Annotated in this window: 16 protein-coding genes; 7 read left to right on the top strand and 9 right to left on the bottom strand. The window is 64.1% G+C overall.

Annotated features, from left to right (window positions below):
- The first annotated feature begins 62 nt into the window (after positions 1-62).
- The 3 genes from RFN30_RS19465 (at position 63) to RFN30_RS19455 (ending at position 1837) form a co-directional block, all read left to right on the top strand.
- Positions 63-1004, top strand: a complete 942-nt coding sequence (locus tag RFN30_RS19465; RefSeq protein WP_320263699.1) for a phosphoribosylaminoimidazolesuccinocarboxamide synthase — start codon at positions 63-65, stop codon at positions 1002-1004.
- Between the two features lie 118 nt (positions 1005-1122).
- Positions 1123-1518 carry an acyl-CoA thioesterase gene (locus RFN30_RS19460; protein WP_320263698.1) on the top strand — a complete coding sequence of 132 codons (396 nt, stop codon included), beginning with the start codon at positions 1123-1125 and terminating at the stop codon, positions 1516-1518.
- Between the two features lie 115 nt (positions 1519-1633).
- Positions 1634-1837 carry a hypothetical protein gene (locus tag RFN30_RS19455; RefSeq protein ID WP_320263697.1) on the top strand — a complete coding sequence of 68 codons (204 nt, stop codon included), beginning with the start codon at positions 1634-1636 and terminating at the stop codon, positions 1835-1837.
- Positions 1838-2005: 168 nt separating this feature from the next.
- Here RFN30_RS19455 and RFN30_RS19450 read toward each other — a convergent pair whose 3' ends face one another.
- Positions 2006-2374 carry a winged helix-turn-helix transcriptional regulator gene (locus RFN30_RS19450; RefSeq protein ID WP_320263696.1) on the bottom strand — a complete coding sequence of 123 codons (369 nt, stop codon included), beginning with the start codon at positions 2372-2374 and terminating at the stop codon, positions 2006-2008.
- A gap of 90 nt (positions 2375-2464) precedes the next feature.
- Here RFN30_RS19450 and RFN30_RS19445 point away from each other — a divergent pair, with 90 nt between their 5' ends.
- The gene (locus tag RFN30_RS19445) at positions 2465-3070 is read left to right on the top strand and encodes an NADPH-dependent FMN reductase (protein ID WP_320263695.1); all 606 of its coding nucleotides are present in this window, start codon (positions 2465-2467) and stop codon (positions 3068-3070) included.
- Between the two features lie 87 nt (positions 3071-3157).
- Here RFN30_RS19445 and RFN30_RS19440 read toward each other — a convergent pair whose 3' ends face one another.
- Genes RFN30_RS19440 through RFN30_RS19430 form a run of 3 tightly spaced genes read right to left on the bottom strand, consistent with a single transcriptional unit; the run spans position 3158 to position 6081 of the window.
- On the bottom strand, positions 3158-3829 hold the full coding sequence (locus RFN30_RS19440) for an ABC transporter ATP-binding protein (protein ID WP_320263694.1): 672 nt from the start codon (positions 3827-3829) through the stop codon (positions 3158-3160).
- On the bottom strand, positions 3826-5067 hold the full coding sequence (locus tag RFN30_RS19435; protein WP_320263693.1) for an ABC transporter permease: 1242 nt from the start codon (positions 5065-5067) through the stop codon (positions 3826-3828). Before RFN30_RS19435 ends, RFN30_RS19440 begins: the two co-directional genes overlap by 4 nt.
- 6 nt (positions 5068-5073) lie before the next feature.
- The gene (locus RFN30_RS19430) at positions 5074-6081 is read right to left on the bottom strand and encodes an efflux RND transporter periplasmic adaptor subunit (RefSeq protein ID WP_320263692.1); all 1008 of its coding nucleotides are present in this window, start codon (positions 6079-6081) and stop codon (positions 5074-5076) included.
- 142 nt (positions 6082-6223) lie between these two features.
- On the opposite strand from RFN30_RS19430, the gene RFN30_RS19425 reads away from it, so the two are divergent.
- Positions 6224-6907, top strand: coding sequence for a TetR/AcrR family transcriptional regulator (locus RFN30_RS19425; protein WP_320263734.1), 684 nt, complete (start codon positions 6224-6226; stop codon positions 6905-6907).
- A gap of 255 nt (positions 6908-7162) precedes the next feature.
- Here the strand turns inward: RFN30_RS19425 and RFN30_RS19420 are convergent, their stop codons facing one another.
- From RFN30_RS19420 to RFN30_RS19400, 5 genes are all read right to left on the bottom strand, one after another.
- A complete protein-coding gene (locus tag RFN30_RS19420) occupies positions 7163-8476 on the bottom strand; it encodes a hemolysin family protein (RefSeq protein WP_320263691.1) in 1314 nt (437 codons plus the stop codon).
- Between the two features lie 159 nt (positions 8477-8635).
- On the bottom strand, positions 8636-9343 hold the full coding sequence (locus tag RFN30_RS19415) for an LssY C-terminal domain-containing protein (protein ID WP_320263690.1): 708 nt from the start codon (positions 9341-9343) through the stop codon (positions 8636-8638).
- Between the two features lie 72 nt (positions 9344-9415).
- Positions 9416-10240, bottom strand: coding sequence for an extensin-like domain-containing protein (locus tag RFN30_RS19410; protein WP_320263689.1), 825 nt, complete (start codon positions 10238-10240; stop codon positions 9416-9418).
- Positions 10241-10369: 129 nt separating this feature from the next.
- The gene (locus RFN30_RS19405) at positions 10370-11173 is read right to left on the bottom strand and encodes an extensin-like domain-containing protein (RefSeq protein WP_430699065.1); all 804 of its coding nucleotides are present in this window, start codon (positions 11171-11173) and stop codon (positions 10370-10372) included.
- 193 nt (positions 11174-11366) lie between these two features.
- Positions 11367-11792 carry a DUF3775 domain-containing protein gene (locus RFN30_RS19400; protein WP_320263687.1) on the bottom strand — a complete coding sequence of 142 codons (426 nt, stop codon included), beginning with the start codon at positions 11790-11792 and terminating at the stop codon, positions 11367-11369.
- Between the two features lie 181 nt (positions 11793-11973).
- On the opposite strand from RFN30_RS19400, the gene RFN30_RS19395 reads away from it, so the two are divergent.
- Both RFN30_RS19395 and greA read left to right on the top strand, forming a co-directional pair.
- The gene (locus tag RFN30_RS19395) at positions 11974-12510 is read left to right on the top strand and encodes a tetratricopeptide repeat protein (protein ID WP_320263686.1); all 537 of its coding nucleotides are present in this window, start codon (positions 11974-11976) and stop codon (positions 12508-12510) included.
- 270 nt (positions 12511-12780) lie between these two features.
- Complete coding sequence (gene greA / locus RFN30_RS19390; protein ID WP_320263685.1) at positions 12781-13254, top strand: transcription elongation factor GreA; 474 nt, start codon at positions 12781-12783, stop codon at positions 13252-13254.
- Positions 13255-13549: the final 295 nt, after the last annotated feature.

Raw genomic sequence — 13549 nt, 5'->3', positions numbered from 1 at the left:
TGCACGGGGTCGAGAGCTTATGCGATTGCCATCGACCAATCTGCGGAAGGCAGGAGATCCATATGCGCACCCTCTCCGATGCCTTCATCCCGGAACTGCCCGGCTACTACAAGGGCAAGGTCCGCGAAAACTACGACCTGCCGGACGGAAGGCGCATCATCATCGCCACCGACCGTATCAGTGCCTTCGACACCATTCTGGCGTCGATCCCCTTCAAGGGCGAGATTCTTACCCAAACAGCCCGCTACTGGTTCGAAGAAACTGCCGATATTTGTCCCAACCATGTCCTCGAATATCCTGATCCGAATGTCGTCGTCGGCACGCGGCTGGATATACTGCCGGTCGAGATCGTCGTGCGCGGCTATCTGGCCGGAACCACCAGCACCTCGATCCTGACCAGGTACCGGAAGGGCGAGCGGACCATGTATGGAATGAGCCTGCCGGACGGCCTGCGCGACAATGAGAAGCTGGCCGAGCCGGTCATCACGCCGACGAGCAAGGCCTTGGATGGCGGCCATGACGAGCCGCTGTCGAAGGCCGAGATCCTCGAACAGGGCCTTCTGACGCAGGCGCAGTGGGAAACCGTGTCGGACTACGCCTTGCGGCTGTTCGCCCGGGGCCAGGCGCGCGCCGCCGAGCGAGGGCTCATCCTCGCCGACACGAAGTACGAATTCGGCACCGACAAGAGCGGGGCGATCATCCTGGCCGACGAGATTCACACGCCGGACAGCAGCCGGTACTGGATCGCGGCGAGCTACGAGCAGGCCTTCGCGAGCGGCGCACGGCCTGAGAGCTTCGACAAGGATTTCATCAGGTCGTGGGTCGCCGCGCGCTGCGATCCGTACCGGGATCCGATCCCGACGATACCGGATGAGATCGTCGAACAGGCCTCGCGGGTCTATGCGCAGGCCTATGAAGCCATCACCGGCAAGGATTTCGTCCCCGACGTTTCCGGGGACACCGTGCTCGATCGCATCCGCGCCAACCTCGCGCGGTACTTCTAGCGGCCAGGCAAGCCTGCAGGGCGACCATCGCCCCCCTCGCGACACCGTCCGGGCGCGTTGACCTGCCGGCGCAGTGACGCTACGGGATCGAGGCAATCGATCTCAGGGGATTTCCGGCATGGTGCACTACGCGGACGGACGGCCGATCGGCGACCTGACACTGAGGACGCTTGCCATGCCGTCCGACGCCAACGCCGCCGGCGACATCTTCGGCGGCTGGGTGATGGCGCAGATGGATCTTGCCTGCGGCATCCGCGCCGCCGAGCGCGCCAAGGGCCGCGTGGTGACGGCGGCGGTCAAGGAGATGTCCTTCGCCAAGGCGATGAAGATCGGCGACACGCTCTGCATCTACACCCATGTCGAGCGCGTCGGCCGCACCTCGATGGTGCTCAAGGTCGAAGCCTGGGCGCAGCGCTATCTCTCCGACCTGATGGAGAAGGTCACCCATGCCGATTTCGTCATGGTGGCGCTGGACGGCGAGGGCAAGCCGAAGCCGGTGCCGGCCGAAGCCTGACGGAAGTCGATTCTCCGGATCGGCATATTTGTAACAACTCTCGCGCGGGAGATGCGTCCGGCGACATCCGATGGTTGCTTCCACGCCCGATCGTGCCTGCGCTGGAGGAAAGACAATGCGTCAACGCATGCTGAACGGCTGGCTCGTGGCAGCCCTCGTCGCGCTCACCTGCCTGCTCGGCATAACTGCCTATATGGAGGTCAAAAAGGACCTTCCGCGTGTTGCCCGCGCGGATAACCAGACGCCCGTCGACACCAGGGCAGCGTGGCTCGATCCCCGCACTATCCTGTGCTGCAGCAGCACGAGCCGAAGCGCCTGACGGGCTGCCGGCGGAAGAGGATCATCGGCCGGACGGCGGCGGCGCGCCGGTGAACGTGACACGGCAGCCGGGCAGCGGCGAAGCAATCAAAATCGAATGCGGGTTGCAGGCGTGACGCGGGCGGTTGCCTTTCCGCGAGAGCCCGCAATCGCTTGCGCCGCAAGGATTTCAGGGCTTGTTGCTGTCGAATTTCGCGCGCGCTGCCTTCACTCGATCGGTGTTCTTGCGCGCCCATTCGCCGAGCGCGCCGACCGGCACCAGCAACTCGTGGCCGAGCTCGGTCAGCTCGTAGTCGACGCGCGGCGGAATGGTCGGAAACACTTTTCGCGTGACGAAGCCGTCGCGCTCCAAACCACGCAAGGTCGTGGTCAGCATCTTCTGAGAAATGCCGCCGACAGCGGCGCGCAATTCGTTGAAACGCAACGGCCCGCCGCCCAGCTTGCCGACCACCAGAACGGTCCATTTGTCGCCGACCCTTTGCAGGATTTCCGACACGGCCCGGCAGTCTTCGGTGTTATGCGGGTGCCTCAGTAACAAAAATGTGCCTCCTTGCGCGCCGATTTGTCAGTATCACATATAGCGCCGGTATCCAAACGATACCAGAAATTCCCCCGCAAGGAGAGCCCAATGTCCAAGCCCAAAATCGCCATTGTCGTCGGTTCGACACGCGCCGCCCGCTTCGCCGACGTGCCGACGCAGTGGATCGCCAAGATCGCCAAGACGCATGCCGACATCGACGTCGAAGTCGTCGATCTGCGCGACTTCCCGCTGCCCTTCTTCGACGAGGTCGCATCGTCCGCCTGGGCGCCGTCGCAGAACGAGGTGGCGCAGCGCTGGCAGAAGAAGGTGGCCGAGTTCGATGGCTTCATCTTCACCGCCGCCGAATACAATCACGGCCCGACCGCGGTGCTGAAGAACGCCATCGACTACGCCGCCAATGAATGGAACAAGAAGCCGGCCGGTTTCGTGGGCTATGGCAGCGTCGGCGGTTCGCGCGCCGTCGAACAGCTCCGGCTGCACGCCGTCGAGCTGCAGATGGCGCCCGTCAAGTCGGCCGTCCACATCGCCTGGGGCGATTTCCTGGCCGTGCGCCAGGGCGAGAAGAAGCTCGAGGATATCGAGCACCTCAACCAGGCCGGCGCAGCGCTGGTCAACGACGTCGCCTGGTGGGCGAAAGTGCTGAAGGCGGCTCGCGCCGCCGACGCAATCGCCAGCGAAGCCCAGGCGGCTTGAGCCGTCGATCGAGGATTATCCTCTCAAGATCATGTTCCGAAGGGGGCGGCGTTTGCGCCGCCCCCCTTCAGGTGCAAGGCGCGGCCTTCAGGTGATCTTGCCGTCCACGATGTGGATCCGGCGTTGCATGCGCGCGGCCATGTCCAGGTCATGCGTCACGGCGACCACCGCTTTGCCGCGCTCACGCACCAGGTTCTGCAGTATTTCGAACACCTGCTCCGAACTCTTGCTGTCAAGGCTTCCGGTCGGTTCGTCGGCGAGGATAAGCGGAGGATCGTTGGCAAGCGCGCGCGCCACCGCTACCCGCTGGCGCTGACCACCTGACAACTGATCCGGCCGTTGGTCGAGATACTCGCCCAGTCCAAGCGAGCCGAGCAGATCACCGGCGTGCTCGTGCATCTCGTCTCTGGCGAGCCGGCCTAACTTGCGCATCGGGATCTCTACGTTTTCGCGTGCCGTGAACTCCGGCAACAGAAAATGGAACTGGAACACGAAGCCCATCATTTCGAGCCGTGTTCTGGCGCGTTCCTTTTCGTCCATAGGGCCACTGTCACGGCCAGCGATCGTGAGCCGCCCTGAAGTCGGCCGGTCGAGAAGGCCGAGCAGGTAGAGCAGTGACGACTTCCCCGAGCCGGACGGACCGGTGATGGCGACGAATTCCTTCTCGTCGATCCGAAGAGAAATGTCCTCGACGAGCGTCACCGGCACCGTCTCCGGTAGAATCCTGGTCAGCCTCGATGTCTCGATGAGCGTGCTCATGTCGCGCCCCTGATGATGTCGACCGGGTTTTGCCTCGCCGCCCGCCGCGCCGGCAAAAAGCCGGCTACCGCCGCCGAGCCGACCGCGAAGACCGAGGCGATGAGGTAATGCAGCGCGCTCCAGGCGATCGGCAGATGGGTCATCTCCCGGCCGGCAGCGGCGATCTTGAAGCTCACCAGTGACAGCGCATAGACCAGAGCGAAGCCGAGCATGCAGCCGAGCGCCGAGCCGCCGGCGCCGATCGCCACGCCTTCGAGCAGGAACAGGCGCCGCATATCCGCTTCCGGGAAGCCGAGCGACTTCATGATGGCGATGTCGCGCGTCTTCTCATGGGTGATGGTGGAAATAATGTTGAAGATGCCGAAGCCCGCGACCAGCATGATGGCGCCGACCACGGTATACATGATGATGTTGCGGATGACGAAGGCCTGCAGGATCGCTTCGTTGGCCTCTTGCCAGGCCACCGCCTTGTAGCCGAGCTCCGCCTCGGTGCGGTGCGCCACCAGCGGCGCACGGTTCGGGTCGTCGAGCTTGATTCGGATCTCGTTGATGACGTTCGGCCGCTCCGCAAGGATCTGTGCGTTTTTCAACAGAATGTAGGCCTCGCCTTCGTCACGCGCGGTCGTGCCGGTGTGGAACAGGCCTGTGATCTTGAAGTTGCGCGTCTGCCCTTCCGACGACACCGCCGTTATTGTGTCGCCGAGCCCGGCGCCGAGCCTGCTCGCCATGGTGTCGCCTACCAGCACGTTGTTTCCGCCTGCGGCCAACGCCGCGAAATTGCCGGCGACGAAGTCATCGACAATCGGCGACACGCCACGCTCGCGCGCCGGTTCGACGCCGATGATGGCGGCGCCCGTCTCGCGGCTCGAATAGCGCATCACGCCCTGCGTCTTTAGGCTGACAGCGAAGCGTCCAGGTATCCAGCTTTCGAGCCATGCGATCGCTTCGGTCGGATTGATGATCCCCCGGCGGTCGTCGCGTGGCCTGAGACCCGATATGGCGACGGCATCGAACACGTCCTCGACAGGCTGGCGGCGAGCCACGCGCTGCTCATCAGTCACGTCGACATGCGGCATGGTGTCGACAAGCTGCCTGACGAAATCGTCCTGCCCGCCTTGCATCAGCGCCGCCATGGCGACCGAGAAGCCGACACCGACCGCCACTCCGATCAACGCCACCAGCGTCTGGCGACCGCGGCCGGCGATATGGGTGACGGCGATGTCGAGGATCAGCGGCATCTCGCCTCACGTACCCGTCTCGGTGGTCTTCACCCGCGTCCCGTCTTTGAGGTCGGCCGGGTAGGGCGAGACGATGCGATCCTGTTCGCCGACGCCGGACAGAACCTCAACACCCTTCACGCCGCGAATGCCGGTGCGTATCTCGCGCTTATACGCCCTGTCGCCTTCGACCACGACGATGTCGTTTCCCTGGACCGCGGCGGAGGGAACCAGCAGCGCGTTCCTGGCGACGCGGGTGACGATGTTGACATCGGTCGACATGCCGATCCTGAGCGGCGTGTCGTCCGGCAGGCGGAAGTAGACCCGATATGTCTTCGTCACAGGATCGCCCTTGGGCGTGATCCGGTCGACGACCGCTTCCAGGTTCCGGCCCGGGAAGGCGTCGGCCCTCAGCAGCGTCCGCTGGCCGACCTCGACGCGCGGAATATCCTCTTCGTTGACCTCGGCGACCACGAGCAGCGGCCGCGGTTCGCCGATCCAGAACAGTATGGTGCCGAGTTCGGCGACCTCGCCCACCTCACCGTCCTCCCTCAGCACGACGCCCGGGGTCGGCGCCCGCAATATGTAAGTTTCGAGGCGCGCTTTCTGCGCGGCGATCAGCGCCTCGATCTGAGACAGCTCGCTGCGCGCTTGATCGAGCGCCTGCTGGCTCGCAGCGTTTTTCTCCGCAAGCACCGTCTGGCGCTGGAATTCCTGTGCGGCCAGAGCCCGACGCGCCTCGAGTTCACCGAGAGCGGCCTTGACCTCGCTATCGTCGAGCCGGGCAAGCACGTGGCCGCGCTCGACCCGCGAATCCTCGCAGTCGCACCGCTCGACAATTCTCTCGCGGACCACGGGCGCCACCTTTGCCCAGGTCTTCGGCTCTACCGAGCCGCTGGCGTAGACGATCTCCGCAGCGTCGCCGCGCTTGGCCGTCACCACCGAGACGGGCGTCGGCTGCAGCAGATACCAAGTCGCGGCGGTCGCAGCCGACGCTGCGACGACAATGGCCGCAATCCAGCGTCTAAAGCGCATGAAGCGCTCCTCTTTCAAGGGCCGGACCTATAGCATTAGACCGACCGTCGGTCTATAATATTCAAAAACGTATTGACGGCGGAGGCGTTCCCGCCTCTCGATCACGCCTTCAGGGACGTCCGAGGGAATCGAATTGGCCAGAGTGATAAAGGCGCCAGAAGTACGCTCTGCCGAGCTTCTCGACTGTGCCCAGCGACTGTTCTTCGAGCGCGGTTACGACGACACGACGGTCAACGATATCATACGCGAGGCCGGTCTGTCGAAGGGGGCGTTTTACCATTACTTCGCCTCGAAGGAGGCACTGCTGGAAGCGCTCGCGGCGCGGATCGCGCGCGAGAGTCTCGCCGAACTCGAGCCTATGTTGGAAGATCCTTCGCTCGATGCCATCGGCCGGCTCAACGCGCTTTTTTCCGGATCGCAGCGGCTCAACGTCGAGTTAGCCCCGCAGCTCCGGAAAACTTTCGCCGTGGTCTTTCGGCCGGAAAACGTCGTGCTCTTCCACAGGATCGACGAGGCCGCTAGGGAGCTCGCCTTGCCGATGATCGCGCGCCTCCTGAGGAAGGGGAGCGAAGAAGGCGCGTTTGAGGTGCCCGATCCGATTGCATTCGCCGACATGCTCCTGCAGGTCAGGCTGATCTTCCGTAACGTGATGCATCGTGCGCTGCGCCAGGCCGAAGGGGGCGATCTCGAGGAAGCCGCGCACCTGCTCGAGGAGCGGCTGCGGATCTACGGTATCGCAGTTGACCGCTTGCTCAAGCTGCCTGATGGGACAATCGAATCCGTTGAGCCCGGTTTCGGCCGGGCATTCCTGGGGGCCCAGTCATGAGTGCCCGCGCGCCGTGCGCGACGCGGCATCGCGGCGGCTTCAGCCGGTTAGACTCTTTGATTTGGGATCAGGTGATGTCGAGCGCGCCCTGACGGGGCCCGGTTCCAAAATCCCGGCGCATGGCCCGGCTTGCGAACCCTGTGTCATTAGGCGGAGCAAGTCGGGCTATTGCGGTCGGGACCTGTACGACGGCTGCGGACCCCAGGCCGCGATTGCTCGAGCGGGAAACCGCTGCTCACTTTTCCTGGAATTGCTCTACCGCCGCGCTATCGGGCGGTGGCCGTCGGGCAGGCGGGTGGCGATCAGCTTGTCGATACGGCGGCCGTCGAGGTCAACCACCTCGAAGCGCCAGCCCTGCGCGTCGACGCATTCACCGGTGGCGGGAAGGTGATGCAGATGCGACAGCACATAGCCGGCCACCGTCTCGTAGTCGCGGTTCTCCGGCAGATCGATGCCCAGCACTTCCGCCATCTCGTCGGCCTGCATATAGCCGGCAAGCAGCCATGAACCGTCCTCGCGCTTGACGGCGTTCTCTTCCTCGCCGGCCTCCAGGTCCGAGCGGAAGACGCCGGTGATCGCTTCCAGGATGTCGGCCGGCGTGACGATGCCTTCGAAATGGCCGTATTCGTCATGGACGAGCGCCATCGGGACGTCCGATTCCCTCAGCTTCTGCAGGACATCGAGCGCGTCGGCCTGGTCGTGCACAATAGGCGCGGCGCGCACATGCTGGCGCGGTTCCAGCACCTTGCCGCCGAGGATCGCCGCCAGAACGTCGCGCGTCTGGACGACGCCGACCATGGCGTCGACATTGCCGTCGCCGGCGGGGAGACGTGAATGCTGGGTCTCCGTCAGGAGCCGCCTGATGGTCGCCTCGTCGGATTGCAGGTTGATCCAGTCGACCTCGGTGCGCGGCGTCATCACGGCGCGCACGGCGCGGTCGCCGAGCCGCATGACGCCGGCGATCATGCGCCGCTCGTCGGATTCGATGGTGCCGTGATGCTCGGCCTCGGCGACAAGCATCTTGATCTCCTCATCGGTGACCTTCTCTTCCGCCTCGCCGGTCTGGCCGAGCAGCCACAGAATGGCGCGGCCGGAAATGTCGAGCAGGAAGACGAGCGGCGCCGATACCCTGGCGAGGATGGTCATCGCCGGTGCGGCGCGGACTGCGACGCGCTCAGGATCCCTCAGCGCGATCTGCTTCGGCACGAGCTCGCCGACGATCAGCGAGGCATAGGTGATGATCGCGACGACGATGCCGACGCCGACGGGATCGGCGATGTTCTCGCGGATGCCGGCGGAGGCCAGATATTGCGCCAATCGCTCGCCGAGCGTGGCGCCGGAAAAGGCGCCGGAGAGAACGCCGACCAAGGTGATACCGATCTGCACCGACGAGAGGAACTTGCCGGGATTGGAGCCGAGCGCCAGCGCGCGGCCGGCGCCCCTGACATTGCGGTCGATCATCGCCTTGAGGCGGGCCGGCCGCGACGAGACGATCGCAAGTTCGGACATTGCCAGAAGGCCGTTCACCAAGATGAGGACGGCCACGACGGCGATTTCAACATAAAGCATGGGCGGTCAATAGCATTGCTGCAGCGCATTCGAAAATAGTCCGCCGCTATTTTTGGAGCATGACAATTTTTCAAGAATGGCATCGGCTCAGGCGGCAGCCCAGGGCGGCGCCGGCGGTTCGGCAAGATCGTCATCGCCACGACCTGACCTGCCGCGCTGTCACGGCAGAGTTTTCAGCACGCCGATTACCGCCATGCCGTCGGTGAAATAGGGATCGCCGCCGCCATTCCTGCCGTCCTGCGTGGCGCCGATCCCCGGCATCTCGCCGGTCGAGACCAGCATGCCGGCCGCCTTGAGGTCGGCGATCAGGAAGTTGCGCTCGGCGTCGATGTCCGGGCCGATGTGGTGGGTGATGGCGCCGGTGTCGTGGCTCAGGCCGACGCCGCGATCGAAGCTGGCGGCGCCCAGCCAGAGCGGGCGGCCGTCGTCGCCGACCGTGTTTGTCTGCCAGAAGCGGACGTGGTGGCGGCGGTCGGCGCTGTAGCCGACCGGCTTTTCGAAGGCGAGATCCTGGGCGCGGCCCTCGAACAGCAGGCGGCTCATAGGCGCATCGGGATAGGGCCGGGAGAACAAGACGCTCTCGCCGATATCGATCGCGGTCCTCAGCGTGACGGCATCGGCCGTATCCCAACCGGCGACGGCAAAGGCGTGGACCACTTCCTTCTTTGTGCCGACAAGTCCGACATTGATCGGATCGCCTGGAATACCCTGCGACGTATGCGTCACCATCTCGAAGCGCTGCGTGCGGAAGCCGCGCTCCCGCCAGGTCCAGAATTCCGGCGCGGCGAGATAGGCAAATGCCAGATAGGAGGCGCAGAAAGCCGCCAGCCAGATCGCCGCGCGCCGCCTAAGGCTTCGCTCACCCATGAAAAGACCACTCCGAGGTCCTACGCGAGCACTCTATGCGGCATGCGGCGGATTGGGCAGAGGGGATGGCCTTCAGCGGCAGGCGCGGTAGCCGTTCCTGCGGTTCTTGACGTCGAAGTGGAAGTGGTTGCGGTGGTCGTAATTGTAGCCCGGGCCGAGCACCGTGTTGAAATACTGGCAGCCGTCGGCGCGCACATTGTTGAGGAAGCCGCGGGTGCGGAAGGCGAACAGGCCGGGCTTGCGCACGTCGATGTCGTCGCCATTGTTGAGCTCGATGCTCATGACGTCGAGCGCGTTGCCCTTGCCGTGCTCGGACAGGACGCCTTCGCCGGCGATGTTGCGGCAGGAATAGCTCGACCCCTGGTGGATGGCCTTGACGCCGGAGAAATAGCGCCAGCGGGCGGCCGGCACGAGCTCGTTCCTGGTCCAGGCGGCAAAGGTCGCGGCCATGTTGCAGGTCAGCGTCGCTGCCGGTTTCATCTCGACGCTGCCGATGGCCGAGACCTTCACCGGGAAGTCGATGCCGCACTGGCCTTCGTGGATCGGCTGGACGTCCTGGTAGACGACGCCGAGCCGTCTCAACTCGCTGCGGCAGTCGATCTCGCTCGCCGGCATCTGCTCGGGTGACGACATCGGCTCATCCATGCGCGGATAGGCGGCTTGGGTCAAATAGGGGTCGGACGGGACAAGCCGCTGCATGCCGGCATATTGCGGCGCCTCGGGCACGGCTGCGGTCTGGCTGCCGACGTCGACGGTCGGCTGCAGCGAGAAGACATCGCCGGTCGTGCAAGCCGAGACCGCCGTGATAGCGAGCCCTGTTGCCAACCTGACGGCGGCGGAGCGCGCACGAGTGTTCAGTCGCGCCAAGGCGAGGCTGGCGCCAAATATTCGGGCCATCGAAAGGCATCCCGTCCCGAGCTGATCCCGGCAGGGATCATGCTTCCGATGGCACAAGTCTAGTCGGCAAGAGTAAAGGAAAGATCAGCGCCGGCATTCACGCCTGGGGCCGAATTGCGGCATCAGTTCTTATTGGCAGAACGTGCCGCCGTGACGGCGCGGCTCGAGGTCGAAATGGAAGTGCAGGGCATGGTCGGGATCGCTGCCCGGACCGAGCACCGTCTTGAACGGCCCGCAGGCGGCCTTGCGCACGGTGTTCAGGAACTCTGCATCCTTTTCGGGCGGCACCGGGCCGATCTCGATCTTTTTGCCGTCCGCCAGCGTGAAGGAAGCGATGTCGAGCGCATTGCCAAAGGCATGCTCCGACAGCTTTTCGCCACCGTGGCGCGGACGGCAGACAAAGGCGGAGGCCTGGGTGATCGATTTGAGATCGGCGCCGAAATCGGCCTTCGCCGCCGGCTGGATGACATCGGCGGCAAAGCGCGCGGCAGCCTCGGCCATGCGGCAATTGAGCTCGGCGCCGGAACCGATGCCGATCGATTTTCCCAGCGTTTTCAGGACGATGGGGTAGGGGATCGAACAGCCGATTGCGGCATCGTGCTCGGCCTTGTGCTCCTCGAATTCGACGCCGAGCGCCTTCAGCCGATCGCGGCAGGTCAGCTCTTCCTGCGGCATCTTGTCGGCGGGCAGTTCAGCGGAACGCGGATCGGGAGGCAGGTTCACTTGTGCGGGCTTCTCCGGCGGCGTTGGCGCGGTGGCAGGCGGTTCCGGCGCCACTTCGGCCGGCTTTTCCGGTGGCGTCGGGGCGACGACCGGCGTCTGCGGTTCGAGTTCGGACTCCCGATCGGGCTCTTCGGCAGGGCGCGGCTCGGGAATGGGTGCCGCCGCCGGCGTTTCGGGCGCCGGCGCGGCGCTTTGGCCGGCAGGCGGCAAATGGCTCTTATGCGATCGGTGGTGGTGATGTCGGGCCATCGCTGGTGTAATCACCAAGGTTGCCGCCGCCAGAAGCAGCGCCAGTCTGCAAAATCCGGAAAAGCTCAGTGTTGCCATCGGCCGGAAACGGCGGCGGCACGGCAAGGTTGCCTTGGATTTTGCGGCGCTGCGATCAAAATCGGTTACCGGCCCGTTACGCGCCGATCGCCTCCAGGCCTTCCTCCAGCCAGTCTGCGAGCTGCGGCAGTCCGAGCAGGTATTTTGCGGTGCGCTTGTTGGCGCGCTCGCGCGCGGCCGCCACCGCGTCGACCCATTCGGACGCTTCATAGTCGCCGCGGCCCACCCAGGCCAACGCTACCAGCTCGGCCGCTTCGTCGACGTTGAGGTCGTTGATCAGCTCGCGGAATTCCTCCTCGGTGAGGTCTTCCGAAGCTTCCTCGACAAGGCCGTCATGGTGGTGGCTGTCATGCCTGTCGCCGTCGAACTCGACCTCGTGCTCGGCGCCGTCGTCATAGTCCTCGTTGACGCCGGCGCTCAGCGCCTTGGCCTTCAGGATGAACAGGCGCACCGTGTCCGGGTCGATGGAAAGCTCCCATTCTTGCTCGAGGCGTTGCTGCACGGGCCTTTCTCCTCGTCGTGCGCTCGACTGATCATAGCGGATTTGCGGCCCGCGTCACATCCGTTCGCAAGCAGCTGAATCCGCTTGGACATGCGAAATAGTTCGGCCACTACCGGCTTTTCGGGATGAAACCGCACCAAGGCGGCGTTATTCTGCCATTGTCACGCTCAAGGAGGCATCGATGCGCAGACGATTGCTTGTTCAGGTCCTGGCTGTTGCGGCACTGCCGCTATTCGTCGCTCCGGCCTTTGCCGCCGGGGAAGGTGGCGGCGGGAGCGGTCAAACCACTACCCAGTGCAAGAAGGGCGAGGTCTGGGACAAGAAGAAAAGCAAATGCGTAAAGCCGCAATATGGCATGCTGGATGACGACAGCATCTACGAGGCCGGTCACGACCTGGCGATGGCAGGACGTTATGACGAGGCGATCTCGGTGCTGACGCTCGCCGCCAACAAGCAGGATCCGCGCATTCTCAACTATCTCGGCTATTCGCATCGCCATTCCGGCCGTGTCACGGTCGGCCTCGGCTACTACGAGGAAGCGTTGCGCATCGACCCGAACTACACCCTGGTGCGCGAATATCTCGGCGAGGCCCACCTGCAGATCGGCGATCTTGCCGGCGCGCAGCAGCAGCTGATGGAGATCGAGAAGCGGACCGGCAAAGGCTCGCGCGAATACGGCATGCTGTCGGAGCAGATCGATCATTTCCTGAGGAGCTGATCCGACCACCGGCTTCCCCAAACCGGCTGCGAACAATCGCAGCCGGTTTTTTTACTGCTGCAGCATTCGCCGCCAGGCGATCAAGCAAAAGCAGTGATCATTTTGCCAAACTTCATTTTTGGACGTGAAAATCGCGCGAAGATCGCTATATTCGGGGAAATTGTGGTGAAACGGTTCCGTTAGCCCGAGGCTGCCGGACCGTTTTCTTTTTGTACCCAACGACAAGGCCATCCCCGAAAAGCGGGGGTGGCGGCAGGAAAGGTCAGGCATATGATCAAGGTCCCGATGACAGGCGAGGGGTTCGCGTCATTGAAGGAAGAGCTGCGCTGGCGCCAGCAGGAAGAGCGTCCGCGCATCATCGAGGCGATTTCCGAAGCGCGCTCGCATGGCGACCTGTCCGAAAATGCCGAGTACCACGCGGCGAAAGAGGCTCAGAGCCACAATGAAGGCCGCGTCAATGAGCTCGAGGACCTGATCGCGCGGGCCGAGGTCATCGACGTCTCGAAGCTCAGCGGCGACAAGGTGAAGTTCGGCGCCACCGTTGTGCTGGTCGACGAGGACACCGAGGAAAAGAAGACCTATCAGATCGTCGGCGACCAGGAAGCGGACGTGAGATCCGGCCGCATCTCGATCTCCTCGCCGATCGCGCGCGCGTTGATCGGCAAGGAAGTCGGCGATGCCATCGAGGTCAACGCCCCCGGCGGCGCACGGGGGTATGAGATCGTCCGGGTGCAGTTCATTTAACGCTCTTGGGTAGCGTGGATTTCTGTGCTTTCACTGCTCGCGGTTGACCCATTGCAAACGTTCGGAACTGGCTGAAGCCTCCCGGATGTCGTCATCTCAGGGCGAAGCAGGAGCGAAGCTCCGTCGCGAAGACCCTGGGATCCATGCCGTGACCTCGCGCGAAAAGTGCAGCGGAGCAGAATTCTGCACCGTTGCAATACGTCCATGTAACGGCATGGATCCTGGGGTCTGCGCCGCGTCGCTTCGCTCCTTGCTCCGCCCCAGGATGACGAAGCGGCTAATCTCCAAGGCAGTC

It is taken from the genome of Mesorhizobium dulcispinae, from assembly GCF_033977345.1.
Lineage (GTDB): Bacteria > Pseudomonadota > Alphaproteobacteria > Rhizobiales > Rhizobiaceae > Mesorhizobium > Mesorhizobium dulcispinae.
Note: the sequence above shows the minus strand (reverse complement) of the source record. Positions and strands in the feature narration are given on the sequence as shown.